The following is a 20,814-nucleotide window of genomic DNA, read 5'->3' on the forward strand; positions in this document are numbered from 1 at the left end:
TTCCCTACTGCTGTCGAGCTATACGCGCTACTTCGGTAGCTTGCTTCTATCCCTCTCGCACTCGCAACAATATAATGCAATCACTACATCATTTATTTTCCCGAAATCAATTTGCTTCACAAAAAAGAAAATCAAGAAAAAATTACAATATTTGCCACACGAAAAGATTCTTGTATGCTTCAAAATAATTTCTCCTCTTTCCTTCTAGAAACCGGCACCGATGAAGCCGGACGTGGTTGTCTTGCAGGTCCAGTTACCGCTGCGGCCGTAATTCTGCCATTTGATTTTAAAAATACAATCTTAAACGACAGCAAGCAATTAAGCGAAAAAGCGAGAGAAAAACTCAGACCCATCATCGAACTGGAAGCCATTACATTTGCAGTAACCCATTTGCATCCAAATGAAATCGACGAAATAAACATCCTGAATGCTTCAATGAAAGGAATGCAGGAATGTGTCTTGAAATTAACCCAAACCCCCGAATTTATAATTGTTGATGGTAATAGAGCATTGAATGCCAAACTGGGTTTGAAAAATACTTTTGGAAAACAATTCTCGAAAGCTGAAATCGAATTATTGAAATCAATCCCGAATCAAAGTATAATAAAAGGAGATGCAAAATATCTAAGTATTGCTGCAGCTTCTGTTTTGGCAAAAACGTATCGGGATGAATATATGGATAAAATTCATGAAGAATTTCCAATGTACAATTGGAAAAAGAACAAAGGCTATCCCACACAAGAACATCGCGATGCCATCAGAAAATACGGCACCACAAAATATCACAGAATGAGTTTTAGGTTATTGCCTGAGCAATTGAAATTGGATATTTAGATTGTTGGATAATTCGAACTATCGAACAATCGAGCATTCAAACAAATCAGAGAAATGTTTTAAGATTTTTTCTTTCACTTCTTGTTCATCTACTTTTTCGACACCAAGTTCTACTTGAAGAGAAGTAACCGCTTTACCACGAATCCCGCACGGGATGATGTTATCAAAATAACCCAAGTCGGCATTGACGTTTAGGGCAAAACCGTGCATAGTTACCCAACGCGAAGCACGAACTCCCAAAGCACAAATTTTTCGTGCGAATGGTGTTCCTACTCCAAGCCAAACTCCAGTTTCACCATCGCTTCGGCCGCATTCCAAACCATATTCCTGTAAAGTCAGAATAATGGCTTCCTCCAGAAAACGCAAGTATTTATGAATATCCGAAAAGAAATTCTCCAAATCCAGAATAGGGTAACCTACAATTTGTCCGGGTCCGTGATACGTAATATCGCCACCTCGATTGATTTTGTAAAAAGTGGCTCCTTTTGCTTCCAACTGTTTTTCAGATAAAAGCAAATTACTGAAATCACCGCTTTTCCCTAAAGTATAAACGTGAGGATGCTCAACAAACAAAAAATAATTGGGTGTTGCAATTGCAGTGTCTTCTCTCCTATTTTGGATCTTCAAATCTACAATTCCTTTGAACAATTCTTCTTGGTATTCCCAAGTTTCCTTATAATCCTTATTCCCTAAATCCTGAAGCTGAATGGTTTTGTTCATTTTTTCTTTGAGATGCTAAGAATCTTAGACATTAAGAATCTAAGATTTATTTTTGCAAAGGTACAAATGTTTATTTCAACCAAAAATGTTTTGAAAACCTGTTATTAATCTACAGCTTCGGGTTCCAAAACCACTTCTAAGTTTGTGCTCAATGGATTTTGCAAACAATCGGATAATGGAAATTGTAGTATTAATGATTTATGGTCATCGCTTATTTTGGCAAGTGAATTAGAAACCGATTGGATTTTTCGAGGAAAATGATAATTCAAAACATAATTCTGAACCAGTTTGTATCCTTTATATTCCGTTTTTAATCCTTCAATTTTATCAAATTCCTTTTTTTGTTCGAGTGTATCAATAATCGTTACAATTCTATTGAAACGATTACCAGTATAATCATAGCATACATTGTAATAATGCTCTTCGGCACTTAAGGCGTAATTTTTTTTTATATCGTCTAAATAATGATCGGTTTTTGAAAGATCAACTATATCAGATACTTTATGAAAATTCTGAGTATAGGTAGCTCGGAATTCCTTATCATAGGAACTTGCTTTTTTATGAATTTTCACCTCCGAATATCTCAAAAATACTTTTTGGTCAGCTACAGGTGTTCTGGAAAATGTTTCATGATGCTTCTTGATATAATCGCCAAAAACGTAAGTTGTATCTCTGTAAACATCTTCCTTCGAATAGTTTTCCTTCGCAATTTGCATATAGCTGTATTCGTCTCTCAAATTTACAACTTCAACAATTCCGCTTCCATCAGCGTTGAGATGAAGGGTTTCGGTGACCTGACAGCTTACGTTTAGGAGAATTGAGAGCAGGAAGAAATATCTTTTCATTTTTAAAGGTTTCTAAGTTTTGAAAACGAAGTTACTTAGTTTTCTTACATCTCTTATTGTTGTTTTTAAATAATTAACAGTTTTACATCAAAAAGCAGCTTTGTTAAAGATCTTATGAAAAACTAAACTTGTAAACTAGCCCCGATTGAAGTAAAAATCCTTTTGTGCCGGTGTTCGGCACAAAAGATTGTAGCGGAAAGCGGGAGAAATGCTCTTGAAAACACGAGAATTTCCTGCTCCAAAAAATCTGAAATCTGCTTTCTAAAATCTGCAATCTATTTGTTATCTTTGCGGACTTAAAAAACAGTATATAATGGCCTTATCAGAACAAGAAATCATCCGAAGAGAAAAACTTCAATCTTTACGTAATTTAGGAATCAATCCTTATCCTGCTAATCTTTTTCCTGTAAATCATACTTCGAAGCAAATAAAGGAGTCTTTTGAAGAGGGTAAAAAAGTGATTGTTGCCGGGCGTTTAATGAGTGTAAGGGATCAAGGAAAAGCTTGTTTTGCAGAATTGCAAGATAGCGAAGGGCGTATTCAATTATACGTGAATCGCGATGTTTTGTGCGAAGGTGATGATAAAACACTTTACAATCAAGTATTTAAAAAATTGACCGATTTGGGAGATTTTATTGGTATTGAAGGAGAATTGTTCACTACCCAAGTAGGTGCAAAATGTATCCGTGTGAGTGGTTTTACGTTTTTGAGTAAAACGCTGCGTCCGTTGCCATTACCAAAAGTGGATGAAGACGGAAACGTTCATGATGCTTTTAACGATGCTGAATTGCGTTACAGAATGCGTTATGTAGATTTAACCGTGAATCAACATGTTAAAGATACTTTTATCAAACGTACGAAGCTGTTTACTGCTATGCGTGGCTATTTTAATGATGCAGGTTATCTTGAGGTTGAAACTCCGGTTTTACAATCAATTCCGGGTGGAGCTTCGGCAAGACCTTTTATTACGCATCATAATTCGCTTGATATTCCGCTTTACATGCGTATTGCAAACGAATTGTATTTGAAAAGATTAATTGTTGGTGGTTTTGAAGGTGTTTATGAGTTCTCTAAAAACTTTAGAAATGAAGGAATGGACAGAACACATAATCCTGAATTTACCGCAATGGAGATATATGTAGCCTACAAGGACTACAACTGGATGATGGAATTTGCTGAAGGTTTGATTGAGCATTGTGCTATTGCTGTAAACGGAACTAGTGAAGTTACTTTTGGCGAGCATAAAATCAACTTTAAAGCGCCTTACGCACGTGTTACCATGACGGATTCTATCAAACATTTTACTGGTTTTGATATTTCCGGAAAAAGTGAAGAAGAGCTTTTTGAAGCTGCAAGAGGAATGGGAATCGACGTTGATAATACAATGGGTAAAGGAAAATTGATTGATGAAATTTTTGGAGCGAAATGTGAAGGAAATTATATTCAGCCAACTTTCATTACAGATTATCCGAAAGAAATGTCGCCTTTGTGTAAAGAACACCGCGATAATCCTGAACTTACTGAGCGTTTTGAATTAATGGTTTGTGGTAAAGAAATTGCAAATGCTTATTCTGAATTGAATGACCCGATTGATCAACGTGAACGTTTTGAAGATCAAATGCGTTTGGCAGAAAAAGGTGATGATGAAGCAAACGGAATTATCGATGAAGATTTCTTAAGAGCTTTGGAATATGGTATGCCTCCAACATCTGGAATGGGAATTGGAATGGATCGTTTGATTATGTATTTGACTAATAATGCATCGATTCAGGAAGTTTTATTATTCCCGCAAATGCGTCCAGAGAAGAAACAAGTTCAACTTGAAGAAGATGAAAAATTAATTGTTACTCTTTTGCAGATGAATGAAAACCAAATGGAATTTGGTTTACTAAAAATCAAATCGGAATTGAGTGGTAAAAAATGGGACAAGGCTATGAAAAATCTTTCAGCTCTTGGCTTGACTGAGGTTGTTGTTGATGGTGATATAAAAGCTTGTCGATTGAAAGGGTAGTTTTATTCTAAATATATTAAAAAAGGGAGCTTCAAAACTGAAGCTCCCTTTTTTAATATAAAAGTTTTCTATAAAACAAAGATTCATTTTCTTTCCTTAACTTTGTTTTTCAAAATCATACTATTTATGAGTACTTTAGAATTAAAACTAGAAATATTTGACAAACTAAAATCTATAGAAGACGAGGGCTTGTTAAAAAAAATAATGGCTTTACTAAAGACAGTTGAGGAAGATAAAATTTACCATTTAAATGAATATGAATTAGATATGGTAAAAGAAGGAGAGGAAGATATAAAAGCGGGAAGAGTCATTTCGCAAGAGCAATTAGACAAAGAAGATTTGGAATGGTTGTCAAAACAGTAATTTGGACTGATACAGCCGTTCGTGAAAGAAGAAAGATATTGAGTTATTGGGCAAAACGAAATAAATCTGCTACCTATTCTGAAAAACTGATTTTTCAAATCTTAGAAAGAGTACAATTTCTACTCAATAACCCTGAAAATTTTATTAATACAGACTACAAAGATATTAGAACCTCAACTTTGGGTCATTATAATATTTATTACAAAACAACAGAGAAAGAATTAATTATTGTCGCTTTTTGGGACAATCGACAAAATCCAAAAAAGCTATTTAAAATTCTAAAAAAGCATTAAAAACATCAAATCAATCCAAACAATCCCTTTTTGTTTTTTGTAACTTTACTATTTAAAACTACACGTTATGAATACTTTAGAATTAAAACAAAAAAAATAGTGGACAAACTAAAATCTGTCGATGATGTTGACTTGCTAAAGCAAATTATGAATTTACTTCAACCATTAGATCCAAATGAAATTAAACATTTAAATGAGAATGAATTGGAAATGGCTAAAGAAATTGAAGACGACATAAAATTTGAAAGTGATGTTTACCATAATCAACTTGACAAAGAAGATTCCGAATGGCTTACCGAACTATAAAGTGTAACAATTATAAAAACAAAAAAAAGGAGCTTTTACCAAGCTCCTTTTTCATACAAGAAATTAACACCTTTATTTAAAAGAAAAAATTTGAGGGTTCACATTAATCATGACCCAAGCCCAATTGTTGGTGTGATCAACATCACCTCCTTTCAGTCTTTGCATGGTATCTGTTGCAAACATTTGGGAATAACCTCCAGTTATGTTTACAAATTTATGCACTGAATAACCAAATGTAAAATCGACTTCCGTACCAAGATAGTTGTTCATTTCATTTCCATTAGCATCCAAAACAGTATTGGCAGCATTAAAAACATGTGGTAATAAAGCAAACTGCCATTTATCCACTGTGTATCCAAATTTCAGAAAAACATCTTGAAGTCCTACCGAATTTTTATGATTCCCAACATAGAAATAATCCATATATCCATTCAATCCATGGTTGGTTCCAAAAATAGGATTAAACGATTTTATGTCGGTACTGGTACTAGCTTGACTTTTCCCCGATAAGAATTCATATCCAAGACCAGCTTTGAACTTATCTGTCAATGCATAATTAAAATTAAGGGCTGCGTCAAAAGCACTCACAGTATAAGTTGTGTTTTTACCTGTTTGTCCATAGAACCATAGATTTCCATCCCAAGATTTTCCTTTAGTATTCATATACGTACCAAAAGTTTGCATATAATCAACTTTTAATTCAGGAGTTGGTGTTGGAATTGGAGCCACTAATTTGTTTTCGTACCCTGTGTTTAAAAACAACAAACTCATATTTATTTTACCTAACTCAGTATGATACCAAGCATATTGCATTGCTTTGTAAGTGGCAACAGTATAAGGTGTGGCGATATCTGTTTCACCATTTGCATTATAAGCAAGTGCCATATCCAATTGGTTTTTTTTATCTTTATAGGTTACCGATAAAGCATCATGGCTTTGTGCTTGTTGTGCCCAATCTGCTTCACCAAGAATACGCTGATTATCATACGAAATCACTTGACGACCAATACGGGTACTCCATTTATCATTAAAATTGTATTGCGCCCAAGCCTCAAATAATTGAATTCCATTCGCATCTGATTTGGTATTTGGCGCAACATCTCCCCAAACACGAACATTCTGCATCGTAAGTTTAGTGACAAACTTATCCTGTTTGAAATTTAAGTTCAAACGTGTTCTTCCCGAGATAAACTGACCTGGTGTTTCTCCATAAGGAATCGGAGCTTTGTAACCGTTCCTAAACTCGTAACGAGGTCTAATTTGTAAATTGGCATCAAATTCTTGGGCAAAAGTATTCATACTGGCTATTAACACAACTGCCAGTGCCATTATTTTAAATATCTTCATTTGGTGGGATTTTAATTTAGTTTAACCGCTTCTTCTGTTATTTTTTTTATGGTTTCATCTGAGTTTACTCCTAATCCTTCTTGTTGATAGGCTAATTCCCCTTCGGCATTAAAAACACTTATAATATTAGAATGAGAGAATTCAAGTGGTGCAATTTTTTTATAATTGACAGCCAAAACCGCTGCGAACTCTCTTGTATTTTCTTCCGTAGATCTCAAAAACTCCCATTGTTCACCATCCATTTTATTGGCGATCGCAAATTCTTTTAATCGTTTTGGCGTATCTACTTCGGGATCAATACTCACTAACACCAATTTCACATGTTCCTTGACATTCTCTGGCAAACGCGATTCGATATTACGCATATCTGCCACCAAACGAGGACAAGCCGATTTGCAGGAAGTATAAATCATGACCATGACTAGCACTTTCCCTCTCAAATCTTTCATTTCGATATTTTGGCCATTTTGATTCGTCCATTTGGAAGGCAAATTATAAATAGACAAATCCGAAATAGGTTTATCTCTATTTACAGTCTCTTTTTTATTACAACTCTGGAACGCAAAAATAAGGATTAAGATGGGCAAAACAAATAAATAAGACCATCCTTTTTTCAGAATTCCTTTTTGGTTTTGGGTTAACATTGATTTCATTTTATTTGGTTTTGGTTGGGTCTCGAAAGTTACTATTTATCTTTAGCACATCGAAAACCTAAATTTTTTGTAGTATAATTAGCTTTCAGACTTCCCCTAAAAGCGTAACGCATAAAAGCGGCATAATTCATCAAATCAGTCGCATTTACTGATCCGCTTCCGCAAAAGAGATTCTTATCGGTGTCCTTATCTTTTCTTGATTCGCCCGAAAGAAAAATGCTATTGAAGTCCGATGTCCATTCCCAAACTAAACCATGCATATCATAGACACCCCAATAATTTTTAAAGGTTTGTCCAACAGGATTGGCATACGTTTTGGGTTTTTCGTACCAAGATAAAATGTATCTGTTGAACTCCTCTTTGGTACGGGCATCAGATCTTTTTTCATCGGCCATAGCGACATATTCCCACTCGTCCATGGAAGGCAATCGCTTTCCTTGACACTCACAATATTTCTTGGCTGCAAACCAGGAAACATTGGTTATAGGAGCATTACTCAGATTATTTTTTCCGTAACTAAAATCACTTTCCCATTGGGTTAGATAACTTTTGTCTGCGTATAATCCTTTCATTTTCGAGCGACTATAATCTGGATATTTTTTAACAAAAGCAAGGTATTGCGCATTCGTAACAGGATACACATCTATGCTAAATGAAGCTACTTTAACTGGTTTTTTCGTTGTGGCTCCATAAAGGGGAACAAAAGTTCCCCCATTTATAGGTACCATTTTAACGTCTTGAGCAAAAAGAGTAACGCAAATCAACAATAAAAAGAAGGTTAGTATTTTTTTTAGTGGGAACATTGAGGCTCTTTTTGCTTTTAGTATTTATTATTTTCTTTGGGCTTTCACCATTGCTACAGTCACTGATTTTTTACTATTTCCCCAACTGGCAAATACATAAGTAAGTACATCCGCAATTTGTTGGTCACTCAAAGCTTGAGGAGGCATAGCTCCAGTGAATTTTTTTCCATTTACGGTAATTGTACCATTAGACCCTTTGATTACTTGTTTAATAGCTCGATTAACATCGGTATTTAAATAATCTGATTTTGCTAATGGAGGAAAAGCGCCAGGTATTCCTGCTCCTGTAGCCTGATGACAAGCAATACAGGTTTTAGTATACACCCCTTTTCCTTTGTTTGCATCTTGACTAAAACCTTTCAGACTTAATCCAATTAATGCTATTCCTAAAATGTATTTTTTCATGACTTATAAATATTTAAAATTGTGTTTATTATTTTCTTTGAGCTTTAACCATTGCTGGTGTTACTACTGTTTTATTATTACCCCAACTGCTGTAAACATAAGTTAGAACATCGGCGATTTCATCATCAGATAGATTTTGACTTGGCATCACACTGTTTATTTTTTTGCCATTTACAGTAATCTCACCACTCAATCCTCTTATAACAACTTGAATAGCTCTTTTAGGATCGGCATTCAAGAAATCTGATTTTGCAAGCGGAGGAAATGCATTTGGTACCCCTTGACCTTCAGATTGGTGACAAGCAAAACAAGTTGTTCCAAAGATAGCTTTTCCAGATTTAATTTGTTCAGGAAGTGTTTTGGCTACAGTAGATTTGGCCACTTTTTCCCCTTCAGGCATATTTTGAATATTTCCACCTTCAGGCAAATAAATTCCCTCTTGTGTTGTACCAGAATAGATTTTTTTATTTTCTTCACCAGTTACTTTCAACATTCCTAAAGCTCCTTTATTGAAAGCTCTAAAAATAGAGTGATCTACCAAAATAAATGTTCCAGGCACATCAACTTTAAACTCTACAATGGCAGAACCTCCAGCTGGTATTAATGTCGTCTGAACATTAGTATTAATAGCATCACCTCCTTCAATATGAACTTTGTCAAAAATTTCACCGATAACGTGGAATGAAGAAAGTAAGTTTGGTCCACCATTACCCATATAGATACGAACAGTTTCACCAACTTTGGCAGTAAGCGCATTATCTCCTGCAATTGATCCTACTTTACCATTGAAAACCACATAATCCGGTTCTTCTTTCAATGCTTTGTTCATGTCAAAAGGCTGTACACCTTGCTCTCCATAGCTTCCTTTGGTATAAAAATCACCTTGCATCACGTAGAATTCTTTGTCAACTGGTGGTAAACCACCTTCTGGTTCTACGAGAATTAACCCGTACATCCCGTTTGCAATGTGCATCCCAACAGGTGCGGTAGCGCAATGGTACACGTATAATCCTGGATTTAGCACTTTAAAATTAAATACTTTTTCGTGTCCAGGTGCTACAATTGAAGAAGCAGCTCCACCACCTTGTCCAGTTACCGCATGTAAATCTATATTATGTGGCAATTTATTGTCTGGATGATTTTTTAAGTGAAATTCTATTTCGTCTCCCACTCTTGTTCTAATGAAACTTCCTGGAACTGAACCTCCAAATGTCCAATAAATGTATTTTGTTCCATCGACCATTTCTCCTTCTTGCTCTTTGATTTCCATATTGACTACCAAATGCATCGCAGGTCTGTCACCAACAGGTTTTGGAACAAATGGTGGTGCTGTTAGTTCTGCTTCTTTTTGACCTTCGACTTTTATTTTTTCGTAATAATCAACGTCATGCTTTTCTTCTTTTTTACCGCAAGAAAAAATACTAACAGCTGCAAATAATGCAAAAGCAATAATTTTATAGGGTTTGCTAAAATGGAATAATTGTTTCATAATTGTTTCGTTTTAAAAAGTGGTTTTATATTAAGGATAGTTTTGTCTTTTATTATACTGTAAAATTAAAATTTGAGATTCAAAAAATTAATGATAAATATCATGTTTTTAACTTTTTTTTATGATTCCTATTTTATCCCAATAATCAAAACTACAAGCAATCCTAAAGTTATTATTAAACTGATTTTCCAAAACGAATGCGCCTTTTTTAATTCCATAAATTGAAAAGCAACCAACAGAAATTTAAAAATAGCCAAACCCATTATCAAAGAGGTAATAAAAGCTGACACACCAAACGAACTAGAAACACAAGTTGTTGTAATAGTGGTAATTAACAGCAATATATAGATTAAAATTAGTGAATTTTTCATTGCTAAAAAAATAAATAAAGTATAGGAAATAAAAGTAACCAAATCAAATCGCACATGTGCCAAAAAGCCGCACAAGCCTCAACATCTTCAATAGTGGTATCGGAGTTTTTCTTTTTCATTCCGTAATTTGTCCAACCCAAAATAACCAATCCCATAATCACGTGAATGACGTGAAATCCAGTCAACAACCAATAAAAGGTATAAAACATATTGGTGTCCAATGAAATTCCGCTTTCTATTTTATGATAATATTCTACGCTTTTGAGTGCCAAGAAGAAAAATCCTCCAAGCATAGCCAACTTAAAGAATACCGATGATTTCTTGACTTCATTTTCTTTAAACAGATATACTGCATTGGCCATAAAAAATCCGCTTGTCAATAAGAAAACGGTATTAACGGCTCCGAAAGCAGTGTTCAATTGCATTCTTGACTGATGAAATACGGCTGTGTTTTCACTTCCGTAATACACAAATGCGACCAATGCCATTCCGAAAGTGATGAGTTCAAGAAAAATGATAATCCACATCAGGATTCCTCCCGGCGGATAATAGATGCTTTTGTAATTTATTTTTAGAGTTTCCATTTGATTTAAAATTTATGATTTTAGATTGAATACTTAGATTTCAAAATACAGATTTTGGACATCAGATTACACAAACTCACTTTACCCATCTGGTTTGCAGTTTTTTAGTTATTCTATATAGCGACGCTATACTATTTATATAGCGACACTATACTTTTATATAATGACACTATACTTTTTATATAGCGACACATGCTTTTTATATAGTGACACTATACTTTTTATATAGTAACGCTATATTATTTACATAGTGACACTATACTATTTGTATAGTGTCACTATGTAAATAATATAGTTCTATTGCACAAAACAATTGTCTAGACTAATTCAGGCGATAAATTGGCACAAAATCTACTTTAAAATATGAAATCTTTCACTCCCAATCCAACAATCGTTTTTCACCTTCAATTTTCTTGATATCGGTAATATCCTGAGACATTTCGATCACTCCTTTGTAATTTTTATCGACATCTCTTACGGCGAAATAGCGAATGTAAATCAGGCGGTCTTTGTAGTTAATCCAAAAAGAAGATTCGTTTTGGGTTCCTTTTCTGAATTCATCTAAGATTTTGAGAACCGTTCCTACACTTTTTGGAGGATGGCAAAACTTCACTTCACGGCCAATGATTCCGGAACTTCTAGGAAACACGCGCTCTTCGCCTCTGTTATAGAAAATCACTCTGTCATTTTCGTCCACATAAGTCAAATCCAACGGCATGGTTCTGAAAAGCAGATTCACCTGCTCCACAGTCATATATCCTTCATCAAAATGAGAAGTGTTTTCCAATGAAAAAGGCATTTCTCTGATGGTAAAATCTTCGCTCGGATGTATATATTCTACTTTGGGAAATGGCGGTGGGGTTTGGCATAACATCCAACCAATTTCTTCTTCACCTTTGCGCATTTCGATCCAATCATTTTCGGTAAGGATGTCCAATGCATTTGGTAACAGGACGTTTTCTTCAACTCCCATTAATCTGTAAATTCCGTCCACCAAAAAAGTGGTATTAGTTGCAACATTATCTGGATTATTCATTTTTAGATAGTACTGAATCAAACGAAACTGCTCTCTTAAATTATCATGGAACGACCACATTCCTTGTGAAGGACCAACCCACCCTTTTTTTTCCAAAAAAGGAAAAAGCTGATTTTCTTTGCGGGCAAATCGTTTCTCTATGGTAAGCAACTGATTGAATACATTGGTGTATTTTGGCAAATCAATCGATGGATTAACATTTGTAATCTCTTGCAAAAGAGACACTATTAATTCTTTTTCCTGAAAGTAAATCCAAACTGGATGACCTTCCTGTAATTTGGGTGTATGAATTGTTTCTGTCATTTCAATTAAATTTAAAAACCATTAAAGGATTTTTTTTAACCATTAAGAGTTTAAGAAAAATTAAGTTTTTATCTGTACTGCAACTTTTACCTTAATGAGACTTAATCCCTTAATGGTTCATTAAAAAAATGGTTATTGTATTCTTATTTTTGGTGTTTTATCTTTTCGTATAATTTCACTAACGATTGCAACAACTCAACGGGAGTCGTTAAAATTTGGTAGTGATTTTGCCCAAACATTTGTGGCAAATAATATTTGGCTTCGGCCTCAATGGCCAATGCGTAGGAATTAATGTTTTTCGAATTAAGTTCACGGAGCGCCTGTTTTACGTCATTGACTCCATACTTTCCTTCGTATTTATCGTAATCGTTGGGTTTCCCATCTGAAATCAGAATTACCCATTTGTTTTTTGTGCTTCGTTTATCGAGACGAACTCCTGCATGTCTCAGTGCCGCACCTATTCTAGTGTAACCGCTAGGCTCTACTGCTCCCACTTTGTGTTTGGCAACATTCCAATTTTCATCAAAATCTTTGATGGTCAAGTAAGTTGAATAATTTCTGGTTTTGGAATAAAAGCTGTCAATCGAAAAATCAATATTGAATTCGTTGAGGATTTCACCAAACAAAATGGAAACTTCTTTCTCCACATCAATCACTCTATTTCCGGCTGCATATCCGTCGCTAGAAAGGCTGATGTCCAACAGAATCAGAATTGATAAATCTTTATCTTTTTTTCGGTTCGAGATATAAATTTTATCCGAAGGTGTTCTTTGGGAGTGTACATCGACGTACAAATCGGTGATGGCATCAATATCAAATTCATCGCCTTGGGTTTGCCTTTTTTGCTGTTGCATTTTATTGTCGACATTCGTCAGCATTTTTCGCAAACCCATCAAGGTGGATGCATTCTTTGTTATTGTTTTTTTGTAATAATCGGCATCGGTCTTTAACTGTAACTTTGGATATACTTTGCAAAAATTTTCTTTGTAGGTGTTTTTGCTAAAATCCCATTCATCATAGGAATGGTGAAATCCTTTTTCATCCACGGAAGCGCTTTCGGAAATTGTGGTGTTTTCCATAAAATCAGATTGATAAACGGAATGTGCCGTGTCATCAACGCGAACAGTGTATTTCATATTCAGTTCCTCCAATGCGTCCTGATGGTCTTCCAACTCATCTGATCCGTCAAAATCACGCCAATTACCGTTGAATTCTTCGGCGGTTTCCACTTTTTCAAAATTATGCAGCATCACGTAATCTTCTTGTTGTTTTTTGTCAAGTTCCACTGTGATGACTTCCTCAACGGCTTTTGCTTTAAGAGTAGTCAAAGGCTGAATCTCAATTGGTTTCTTGGTCTTGTCTGAGAAATTTTGCAACACATTCTCACTATCGGTTACCAGTTCATTTTTCATCCATTTACCAAAAAGCCAAGAAAAGTCAGGTTCCTTTTTAGCATCTGAATTTTGGATAAAATGATTCTTGGCATACGCCAAAAAGGATTCCCCTATAGAAAACTCCTGAAACAAAATGGCAAGAACCGCATCAGATGTTTCGAATGCTCTTTGCTGTGAAAGTGATAATTCCGGTTCAATTTCTTCGGCTGTCCAATTGTAATTCAGGCGCTGTTGCACGCTGAGATACAACATTCTAAAATGATAAAAAGTAAGATTCTCTTCCAGAGTAGGGAATTCGGCAAACGAAATTGGAAGGAAAAAATTATTGTTTTTGTATCCTCCTTCCCTTTCGGCGGGAAATATTTCAATTGGATTTCCTGTCAAAGCACGCGCCATAATAGTCAAACGTGGTTTTATATCAGTAAGCGTCACCGTTCTGGCTTCAATTTCGGGACTTATTTTTTTTCTGCTTTTTAAGTGCTTGAAAAACTTCCCAACTAAATATTCATCTATCTCGAAACCCATTTTCTTTAGTTTTCAGTATTCAGTTTAGGCAACTACAACAACTTGAAACCTTAAACTTGAAACTATTTTTAAATCATCAAATTGCACAAATCTTTCAGTGCTTCCAATGTTTGCAAATCATCTGTTAGAGGCTCAACAACGGCCACGTGAACGGCCAATCGTTTTGGCAATCCGCTGTGGATGATTTTGGCGGCATCAACCAGAAGTCGAGTCGAAACCGTTTCGGTCAATCCCAATTCGGTAAGATTTCTAATTTTGTTGCCAATGGCCACTAGCTTCTTGGCTGTGTCATTATCAATATTGGTCTCTTTAACCAAAATCTCGGTTTCAATTTTTGCTTCCGGATAATCAAAAGAAAAAGCTACAAATCGTTGGCGTGTTGAGGGTTTCAATTCCTTAAAACCTCTTTGATAGCCAGGATTAAAAGAGGCAACCAACATAAAATTATCGTGCGCTTTGATGGTTTCTCCCAGCTTGTCAATATACAGTATGCGTCGGTGATCGGTAAGGGAGTGAATGGCCACAATCACATCGGGACGGGCTTCGGCAACCTCATCCAGATAGATCATCGCTCCTTCTTTTACGGCGGTGGTTAACGGACCGTCCAGCCAAACTGTTTCGGCTCCTTTGATGATGAATCGACCGATCAAATCGGTTGAAGATGTTTCCTCGTGGCAACTGATCGTAATCAAATCTCTTTCCAATCGGTGCGCCATATATTCCACGAAACGGGATTTACCGGTTCCGGTGGGCCCTTTCAACAGGAACGGAATTCTATTTTTATAGGAATGTTCAAAGACTTCGACTTCTTTGCCTACGGTGTGGTAATATGGTGCGGGTATTAAAGTATCTACTAACATATTTTTTTTAGATTTTTTTGAAAAAAACCGAAACGTAAAACAATCGTTTTTTATGGAAATGGAGGTCAAAAACTATTATCAAAACGTTCCGGTTGAAAAAAAGGGCTGAATTAGTAATTTTCTCTTCCTGCAAGGTTTTTTCAAACCTTGTAGGTATCTTATATTCGGTAATCATACCTACAAGGTTTGAAAAAAACCTTGCAGGATAACCAGTGAGCAACCAACTATTGGCTGATGTAAACTCACTTTTGTGTCTTATCTTAGTATTCATACCTGCAAGGTTTGAAAAAAACCTTGCAGGACAACAAATTATTTGACAAGAAGAAAAATATCTTGAAAGCCGTGAAGCCGCGTGAGGGATAGAAGCAAGCTACCAAAGTAGCGCGTATAGCCCGACCGCATTGAGCAAAGGGGGCAAATAAGCGGTCTTTAAAGTAGCCCCCTTTGCTCAACGTGGTCACGCCCAAATGATTATTTTATTTCTAAAGCTTCATCTGTTGGACGTCCGTATTTGATGAAATCATAAACAAACAATGCAATTCCAGTCGTAAACATCGTTGCGCAAATCAATAATACCACAAAGTGAATGCTGATTTCGTTTTGCACGACCATAAATTCCATTTTCATTTTTCGTTCCAAATACACTTGCACGACTCCAGCTACTCCAAAAGCAACTGTCATTCCCAACATTCCAATATTTGATAGCCAGAAAGCAGCCATTCCTGTTGCACTTTGGTATCTTTTTCGTCCTGTTAAATTTGGCAAAGCATAACTGATTATTGCCAAAACAATCATTGCATAAGCGCCCCAGAAAGCATAGTGTCCGTGCATGGCAGTAACCAATGTTCCGTGGGTGTACAAATTGGTTTGTGGCAAAGTGTGCGCAAAACCAAGCAACCCGGCGCCAACAAAAGATACAATTGAAGAACCTATTGTCCAGAATAACGCAATTTTATTGGGATGACTTTTTTCTCCTTTACGATACATATTCACTGCAAACAATGCCATTGCTAAGAAAGCCAAAGGTTCTAGTGCAGAGAAAATACCACCAACAATCAACCAAATTTTGTTTACTCCTATATAGTAATAATGGTGTCCGGTTCCTAAAACTCCAGAAAGGAATGTTAAACCAACGATTACGTAAAGCCATTTTTCGATTACCTCTCTATCTACACCAGTCAATTTGATTAATAAATACGAAAGAATACCTCCCATAATCAATTCCCAAACACCTTCAACCCACAAGTGAACTACCCACCAACGGAAGAATGAATCCATCACCTGACTGTCAAACCAAATCATTCCAGGAAGATACAGCAATGCCGCAAACAATAATCCCATTGACAGTACCAATGCGGTTGTTGTTTGGCGTTTTCCTTTGAAAAGCGTTCCTAAAATCAACCCTAAGAACAGCAATACATTAATGACTACCAGAAAATCCAATTCTCTCGGAATCTCAAGAAACTTTCTTCCTTCCCAATGGTTAAAGTGGAAACCTACAATGGCCACAACACCAACAACGGCTAGGGAAATTAATTGTACATAAGCCCATTTAACGCTTATCAGTTCGCGTTGCGCTTCTTCGGGAATAATATAATAGGCCGCTCCCATAAAACCAGTCAACAACCATACTACCAATAAATTAGTATGTACCGCTCGGGCAACATTAAAAGGTATAACATCGTGCAATGCTTGAATACCTATTCGATCAAAGCCCATGATAAAACCATAGACAATCTGCAGTGAGAACAATAGCATACACAGTGCAAAAAACCAATAGGCTACTTTTTGTGATTTATATTTCATATTTGTAGAATTTATTTATTAGAGGTCAAATATGTTATCGCTTTGTTTTTAATCGGTGTTTGCATCCGCAAACTTGTTCTTATTAGCGATTTCATAATTGTATAATTTAATTATTTTCTTTAGCTAAAGGAGAAACGATACGGTCAAAACCATTCAAATCAATCTTCCCGATCCATTTAAAGTAGGCCACAACGGCATCGGCATCTTTTTCGCTCATATTATAGACAACCATTTTCCGTCCGTTTGGTGCCCATGGTACTGGTGACATCAATACTGCCTTGACATAGCCTTCGCCTCTGCGGTCGATTACTTTTGTCAATTCCGGAGCATAATAGCCTCCTTCTCCCAAAATGGTGTGGCAACCCATGCAGTTGTTGTGTTCCCAAATTTCTTTTCCTCTCACTACTTGTTTGTCAATCGCCTTGTAGTTGGTTTGATCATTTCTGGGCATAAACGAATAAACGGTCAATCCAATAAAGATTAAAAAGGTGACCAAAGTTCCTCCCAGAAAAAATGCTCGTGCTTGTGATTTTGAAAGCATAATAATCTGTTTTTTGTTAGTTAATAATTCTTTTTTTAAATAAAGGATAATTTTGTCTTTTATTTAAATGCAAATATAAAAGATGTTTTTGTCTTTTATTGTAATAATTGTCATTTTTTTTAAAATATTTTTTTTGGAGGTTATCTCCATACGAGATAAAAAACAAACTTTTAAAATTGTCCATGAGATAAGTTTTCAACAACAGAATGTTCTTAAGTCATGTCCAAAATATGACTTTTATCATGTTCAGACTTTTCAAATAATCGTAAAATTACATAGTCAAAAACAGCAGACCACCCAAGTCTCATTCATTTCTTATTCAAACATTTACACAAATAAAAAAATAATATATTTAATTAAGGATAAATTTGTCTTTTATTTAAAAAACATCTATTTTTGTACCTATAAATTTTAATTATAAAAAATAACAATAATGGAAACTTTAGAAAAAATCACAATAGGTGAATACGTAGCAAAAGACTTTAGAACTGCAGCATTATTTTCAAAATATGGTATTGATTTTTGTTGCAACGGCAATAGAAGTATTGAAGAAGCATGCGAAAAAAAAACAGTAAATCCTGATGATTTAGCACAGGAAATTGAAACAATTTTATCATCAAAAAGTGATTCTGGAATCGATTTCAATTCATGGCCGATTGATTTATTAGCTGATTATATCGAGAAAACGCATCACCGTTATGTTTCAGAAAAAACACCAACCTTGCTTCAATTCTTAGACAAATTAAGCAGAGTGCATGGAGCCAATCATCCTGAATTATTAGAAATAAATGACCTCTTCAAAGGATGTGCAGGTGAATTGGCGCAACACATGAAAAAAGAAGAGTTGATTTTGTTTCCTTTTATCAAAAAAATGGTCAGTGCTTCTATTTCGGATGAATTAATTGAGCAACCTCATTTTGGAACTGTCGAAAATCCGATCGCTATGATGATGCACGAACACGATGCCGAAGGAGAGCGTTTTAGAAAAATAGCAGAACTAAGTAATAACTATACCCCACCAGCTGACGGATGTAATACTTATAAAGTAACATTTGCTATGCTACAGGAATTTGAGGCCGATTTGCACAAACACATCCATTTGGAAAATAATATTTTATTCCCAAAAGCAACCAAGCTCGAAAAGGATTTTTCGGCACAATTATAACCAATGTCAAACACAAAAAATCAACTACTATGGAGAACTACGTTATCAAAAGAAATGGAAAATACAAGCCATTTGAAAGTTATAAAATCAAAGATGCAATTGAAAAAAGTTTCAAGAGTGTCTCTATAGTTGTTGATGAAAGTGTTTATAACAGCATAATTATCCAACTGGAAGGCCAAGAAGTATGGGCTGTTGAAGAGATCCAAGACTTAATTGAAAAGAAGTTATACGAGAAACATTACTTCGATGTAATGCGTTCTTTCATGTTGTTTCGACACACTAGAAAGTTACAGCGCGAACATGTTAACGGACTAAATGAAGACACCACTTATGTGGACAGCACACAAACTATTCGTGAATATATAGAACAAACCGATTGGCGTATCAATGCCAATGCAAATACTTCTTATTCTAATGCCGGATTGGTCAACAACGTCGCTGGAAAGATAATTGCCAATTACTGGTTGGATAAAGTCTATACCAAAGAGGAAGGATATGCACATCGCAATGGCGACATCCACATTCATGATTTGGATTGCCTTACAGGGTATTGTGCGGGCTGGAGCTTACGTGTGTTACTAAACGAAGGTTTCAATGGTGTGAGAGGTCGTGTGGAGAGCAAACCTCCCTCTCATTTTAGGGAAGCTTTGGGGCAAATGGCTAATTTTCTAGGAATTTTACAAAGCGAATGGGCAGGAGCACAAGCTTTTAGTTCTTTTGACACTTATCTTGCTCCTTATGTTTTTAAAGATAATTTAGGATTTGACGATGTTTTAAAAGCAGTTAGAGGTTTTGTTTACAATCTCAATGTTCCTGCACGTTGGGGACAATCTCCTTTTACCAACATCACTTTGGATTGGATTGTTCCGGACGATTTAAAAACACAGATTCCGACCAAAAACGACTATCATATATTTGAGAGCAACAAAACTTCAGATTTATTAATTAGAGCTCGAAAAAGAGGCGTGTCCAAAGTAACAGAGTTGAGATATGAGCATTTTCAAAAAGAAATGAACCTCATCAACAAAGCCTATTATACCGTTATGACCGAAGGTGATGCCAATGGACAGCCTTTCACCTTCCCTATTCCAACGGTAAATATTACCGAAGCATTTGATTGGGATGGAGAAAACACTGATTTACTTTTTGAAAACACGGCCAAAATTGGTTCTTCCTATTTTCAGAATTTCATAGGAAGCCAGTATATTTTAGATGAAAATGGAAATCAGATTGAAAATGAAAATGCCTACAAACCCAATGCGGTTCGTAGTATGTGTTGCCGTTTGCAACTTGATTTACGTGAATTGTTGAAACGTGGTAACGGTCTTTTTGGAAGTGCCGAGATGACCGGGAGCATTGGTGTGGTGACCATCAATATGGCTCGCTTGGGTTATTTGAACAAAGGAAATAAAGAAAAATTATACACCCAACTGGATCAACTATTATATATCGCCAAATCGACTTTGGAGAAAAAAAGAGTGTTTATCCAAGAAATGTATGATCGTGGATTGTACCCATACACTAAACGTTATTTGCAACATTTCAGAAATCACTTTTCGACTATTGGTGTWAAYGGAATGAACGAGATGATTGAGAATTTCACCAATAATGAAGACAACGTAACCTCAGAAACCGGTATTGAATTTGCCTCTGGAATACTAGATCACATTCGCAATAGAATGAAAGAATTCCAAGAAGAAACCGGAAATCTATACAATCTCGAAGCCACTCCAGCCGAAGGAACGACTTATCGTTTTGCCAAAGAAGACAAAAAACGTTTTGATGATATTATTCAGGCGGGACAGCAAGAAAATATTTATTACACGAACAGTTCTCAAATTCCAGTAGACTTTACACAAGATCCATTTGAAGCCTTGATGCTGCAGGATCAATTGCAATGCAAATACACTGGAGGAACAGTTTTACACTTGTACATGAGCGAAAAAATAAGCTCACCGGAAGCCTGCAAACAGTTTGTCAAAAAAGTGATTACGAATTTCAGATTGCCTTATATTACAGTAACACCTGTGTTTAGCGTGTGTCCAGTACACGGCTATTTGAACGGAGAACATGAATATTGTCCAAAATGCGACGAGATCATAATTGAGGAAAAAGCAAAATTATTTGAAGTATAAAAAAGTTTAGGGAGTTTATAAGTTT

21 protein-coding genes are annotated in these 20,814 nt (G+C 35.6%); 7 read left to right on the forward strand and 14 right to left on the reverse strand.

From position 1 onward, the window contains the following. Nucleotides 1-174: 174 nt before the first annotated feature. Complete coding sequence (locus AC1DY0_RS05625) at nt 175-834, forward strand: ribonuclease HII (protein WP_477187659.1); 660 nt, start codon at nt 175-177, stop codon at nt 832-834. 18 nt (nt 835-852) lie between these two features. On the opposite strand, the gene lipB is transcribed toward AC1DY0_RS05625, so the two are convergent. Next, nucleotides 853-1,554 carry a lipoyl(octanoyl) transferase LipB gene (gene lipB, locus AC1DY0_RS05630; RefSeq protein ID WP_477187660.1) on the reverse strand — a complete coding sequence of 234 codons (702 nt, stop codon included), beginning with the start codon at nt 1,552-1,554 and terminating at the stop codon, nt 853-855. 104 nt (nt 1,555-1,658) lie between these two features. Beyond that, on the reverse strand, nt 1,659-2,399 hold the full coding sequence (locus AC1DY0_RS05635) for a hypothetical protein (RefSeq protein WP_477187661.1): 741 nt from the start codon (nt 2,397-2,399) through the stop codon (nt 1,659-1,661). 313 nt (nt 2,400-2,712) lie between these two features. On the opposite strand from AC1DY0_RS05635, the gene lysS reads away from it, so the two are divergent. The 4 genes from lysS to AC1DY0_RS05655 all read left to right on the forward strand — a co-directional run bounded on the left by lysS (nt 2,713) and on the right by AC1DY0_RS05655 (nt 5,372). Further along, nucleotides 2,713-4,410 (forward strand): lysine--tRNA ligase, encoded by a 1,698-nt coding sequence (gene lysS, locus AC1DY0_RS05640; RefSeq protein ID WP_477187662.1) that lies wholly within the window; start codon nt 2,713-2,715, stop codon nt 4,408-4,410. 126 nt (nt 4,411-4,536) lie between these two features. Continuing rightward, nucleotides 4,537-4,773: a hypothetical protein gene (locus tag AC1DY0_RS05645; RefSeq protein ID WP_477187663.1), complete on the forward strand. Its 237-nt coding sequence runs from the start codon at nt 4,537-4,539 to the stop codon at nt 4,771-4,773. Next, nucleotides 4,755-5,066, forward strand: coding sequence for a type II toxin-antitoxin system RelE/ParE family toxin (locus tag AC1DY0_RS05650; protein ID WP_477187664.1), 312 nt, complete (start codon nt 4,755-4,757; stop codon nt 5,064-5,066). Before AC1DY0_RS05645 ends, AC1DY0_RS05650 begins: the two co-directional genes overlap by 19 nt. Before the next feature lie 99 nt (nt 5,067-5,165). Then, nucleotides 5,166-5,372 carry a hypothetical protein gene (locus AC1DY0_RS05655; protein WP_477187665.1) on the forward strand — a complete coding sequence of 69 codons (207 nt, stop codon included), beginning with the start codon at nt 5,166-5,168 and terminating at the stop codon, nt 5,370-5,372. 72 nt (nt 5,373-5,444) lie between these two features. Here AC1DY0_RS05655 and AC1DY0_RS05660 read toward each other — a convergent pair whose 3' ends face one another. From AC1DY0_RS05660 to AC1DY0_RS05715, 12 genes are all read right to left on the reverse strand, one after another. Then, nucleotides 5,445-6,719 carry an alginate export family protein gene (locus AC1DY0_RS05660; RefSeq protein WP_477187666.1) on the reverse strand — a complete coding sequence of 425 codons (1,275 nt, stop codon included), beginning with the start codon at nt 6,717-6,719 and terminating at the stop codon, nt 5,445-5,447. Nucleotides 6,720-6,730: 11 nt separating this feature from the next. Continuing rightward, complete coding sequence (locus AC1DY0_RS05665) at nt 6,731-7,363, reverse strand: SCO family protein (protein ID WP_477187821.1); 633 nt, start codon at nt 7,361-7,363, stop codon at nt 6,731-6,733. A gap of 41 nt (nt 7,364-7,404) precedes the next feature. After that, nucleotides 7,405-8,175 carry a formylglycine-generating enzyme family protein gene (locus AC1DY0_RS05670; protein WP_477187667.1) on the reverse strand — a complete coding sequence of 257 codons (771 nt, stop codon included), beginning with the start codon at nt 8,173-8,175 and terminating at the stop codon, nt 7,405-7,407. A 27-nt stretch (nt 8,176-8,202) separates the two neighbouring features. Then, on the reverse strand, nt 8,203-8,580 hold the full coding sequence (locus AC1DY0_RS05675) for a c-type cytochrome (RefSeq protein WP_477187668.1): 378 nt from the start codon (nt 8,578-8,580) through the stop codon (nt 8,203-8,205). A 28-nt stretch (nt 8,581-8,608) separates the two neighbouring features. Continuing rightward, nucleotides 8,609-10,069, reverse strand: a complete 1,461-nt coding sequence (gene nirK, locus AC1DY0_RS05680) for a copper-containing nitrite reductase (RefSeq protein ID WP_477187669.1) — start codon at nt 10,067-10,069, stop codon at nt 8,609-8,611. Nucleotides 10,070-10,197: 128 nt separating this feature from the next. Then, complete coding sequence (locus AC1DY0_RS05685) at nt 10,198-10,440, reverse strand: cytochrome C oxidase subunit IV family protein (protein WP_477187670.1); 243 nt, start codon at nt 10,438-10,440, stop codon at nt 10,198-10,200. Nucleotides 10,441-10,442: 2 nt separating this feature from the next. Further along, a complete protein-coding gene (locus AC1DY0_RS05690) occupies nt 10,443-11,024 on the reverse strand; it encodes a cytochrome c oxidase subunit 3 (protein WP_477187671.1) in 582 nt (193 codons plus the stop codon). Between the two features lie 373 nt (nt 11,025-11,397). Next, nucleotides 11,398-12,363, reverse strand: a complete 966-nt coding sequence (locus AC1DY0_RS05695; RefSeq protein WP_477187672.1) for a DUF438 domain-containing protein — start codon at nt 12,361-12,363, stop codon at nt 11,398-11,400. A gap of 143 nt (nt 12,364-12,506) precedes the next feature. Then, nucleotides 12,507-14,282 carry a nitric oxide reductase activation protein NorD gene (locus tag AC1DY0_RS05700; RefSeq protein ID WP_477187673.1) on the reverse strand — a complete coding sequence of 592 codons (1,776 nt, stop codon included), beginning with the start codon at nt 14,280-14,282 and terminating at the stop codon, nt 12,507-12,509. Nucleotides 14,283-14,350: 68 nt separating this feature from the next. Beyond that, nucleotides 14,351-15,142, reverse strand: coding sequence for an AAA family ATPase (locus tag AC1DY0_RS05705; protein WP_477187674.1), 792 nt, complete (start codon nt 15,140-15,142; stop codon nt 14,351-14,353). Nucleotides 15,143-15,613: 471 nt separating this feature from the next. Next, nucleotides 15,614-16,948: a cbb3-type cytochrome c oxidase subunit I gene (locus AC1DY0_RS05710; protein WP_477187675.1), complete on the reverse strand. Its 1,335-nt coding sequence runs from the start codon at nt 16,946-16,948 to the stop codon at nt 15,614-15,616. Nucleotides 16,949-17,054: 106 nt separating this feature from the next. Further along, nucleotides 17,055-17,489: a c-type cytochrome gene (locus AC1DY0_RS05715; RefSeq protein ID WP_477187676.1), complete on the reverse strand. Its 435-nt coding sequence runs from the start codon at nt 17,487-17,489 to the stop codon at nt 17,055-17,057. 433 nt (nt 17,490-17,922) lie between these two features. Here AC1DY0_RS05715 and ric point away from each other — a divergent pair, with 433 nt between their 5' ends. Beyond that, complete coding sequence (ric, locus tag AC1DY0_RS05720) at nt 17,923-18,654, forward strand: iron-sulfur cluster repair di-iron protein (RefSeq protein ID WP_477187677.1); 732 nt, start codon at nt 17,923-17,925, stop codon at nt 18,652-18,654. A gap of 29 nt (nt 18,655-18,683) precedes the next feature. Next, a complete protein-coding gene (locus tag AC1DY0_RS05725; RefSeq protein WP_477187678.1) occupies nt 18,684-20,789 on the forward strand; it encodes a ribonucleoside triphosphate reductase in 2,106 nt (701 codons plus the stop codon). Nucleotides 20,790-20,814 lie beyond the last annotated feature (25 nt).

The sequence above is a fragment of the Flavobacterium sp. P1_E4 genome (genome assembly GCF_056405915.1).

Excerpts from the sequence above, each read along its gene's own strand:
- AC1DY0_RS05700 (WP_477187673.1), bottom strand. The coding sequence starts at position 14,282 with ATGGGTTTCGAGATAGATGAATATTTAGTTGGGAAGTTTTTCAAGCAC.
- AC1DY0_RS05660 (WP_477187666.1), bottom strand. The coding sequence starts at position 6,719 with ATGAAGATATTTAAAATAATGGCACTGGCAGTTGTGTTAATAGCCAGT.
- AC1DY0_RS05715 (WP_477187676.1), bottom strand. The coding sequence starts at position 17,489 with ATGCTTTCAAAATCACAAGCACGAGCATTTTTTCTGGGAGGAACTTTG.
- AC1DY0_RS05650 (WP_477187664.1), top strand. The coding sequence starts at position 4,755 with ATGGTTGTCAAAACAGTAATTTGGACTGATACAGCCGTTCGTGAAAGA.
- AC1DY0_RS05670 (WP_477187667.1), bottom strand. The coding sequence starts at position 8,175 with ATGTTCCCACTAAAAAAAATACTAACCTTCTTTTTATTGTTGATTTGC.
- AC1DY0_RS05690 (WP_477187671.1), bottom strand. The coding sequence starts at position 11,024 with ATGGAAACTCTAAAAATAAATTACAAAAGCATCTATTATCCGCCGGGA.
- ric (WP_477187677.1), top strand. The coding sequence starts at position 17,923 with ATGGAAACTTTAGAAAAAATCACAATAGGTGAATACGTAGCAAAAGAC.
- AC1DY0_RS05635 (WP_477187661.1), bottom strand. The coding sequence starts at position 2,399 with ATGAAAAGATATTTCTTCCTGCTCTCAATTCTCCTAAACGTAAGCTGT.
- nirK (WP_477187669.1), bottom strand. The coding sequence starts at position 10,069 with ATGAAACAATTATTCCATTTTAGCAAACCCTATAAAATTATTGCTTTT.
- AC1DY0_RS05695 (WP_477187672.1), bottom strand. The coding sequence starts at position 12,363 with ATGACAGAAACAATTCATACACCCAAATTACAGGAAGGTCATCCAGTT.
- AC1DY0_RS05625 (WP_477187659.1), top strand. The coding sequence starts at position 175 with ATGCTTCAAAATAATTTCTCCTCTTTCCTTCTAGAAACCGGCACCGAT.
- AC1DY0_RS05645 (WP_477187663.1), top strand. The coding sequence starts at position 4,537 with ATGAGTACTTTAGAATTAAAACTAGAAATATTTGACAAACTAAAATCT.
- AC1DY0_RS05675 (WP_477187668.1), bottom strand. The coding sequence starts at position 8,580 with ATGAAAAAATACATTTTAGGAATAGCATTAATTGGATTAAGTCTGAAA.
- lysS (WP_477187662.1), top strand. The coding sequence starts at position 2,713 with ATGGCCTTATCAGAACAAGAAATCATCCGAAGAGAAAAACTTCAATCT.
- AC1DY0_RS05685 (WP_477187670.1), bottom strand. The coding sequence starts at position 10,440 with ATGAAAAATTCACTAATTTTAATCTATATATTGCTGTTAATTACCACT.
- AC1DY0_RS05710 (WP_477187675.1), bottom strand. The coding sequence starts at position 16,948 with ATGAAATATAAATCACAAAAAGTAGCCTATTGGTTTTTTGCACTGTGT.
- AC1DY0_RS05665 (WP_477187821.1), bottom strand. The coding sequence starts at position 7,363 with ATGTTAACCCAAAACCAAAAAGGAATTCTGAAAAAAGGATGGTCTTAT.
- AC1DY0_RS05705 (WP_477187674.1), bottom strand. The coding sequence starts at position 15,142 with ATGTTAGTAGATACTTTAATACCCGCACCATATTACCACACCGTAGGC.
- lipB (WP_477187660.1), bottom strand. The coding sequence starts at position 1,554 with ATGAACAAAACCATTCAGCTTCAGGATTTAGGGAATAAGGATTATAAG.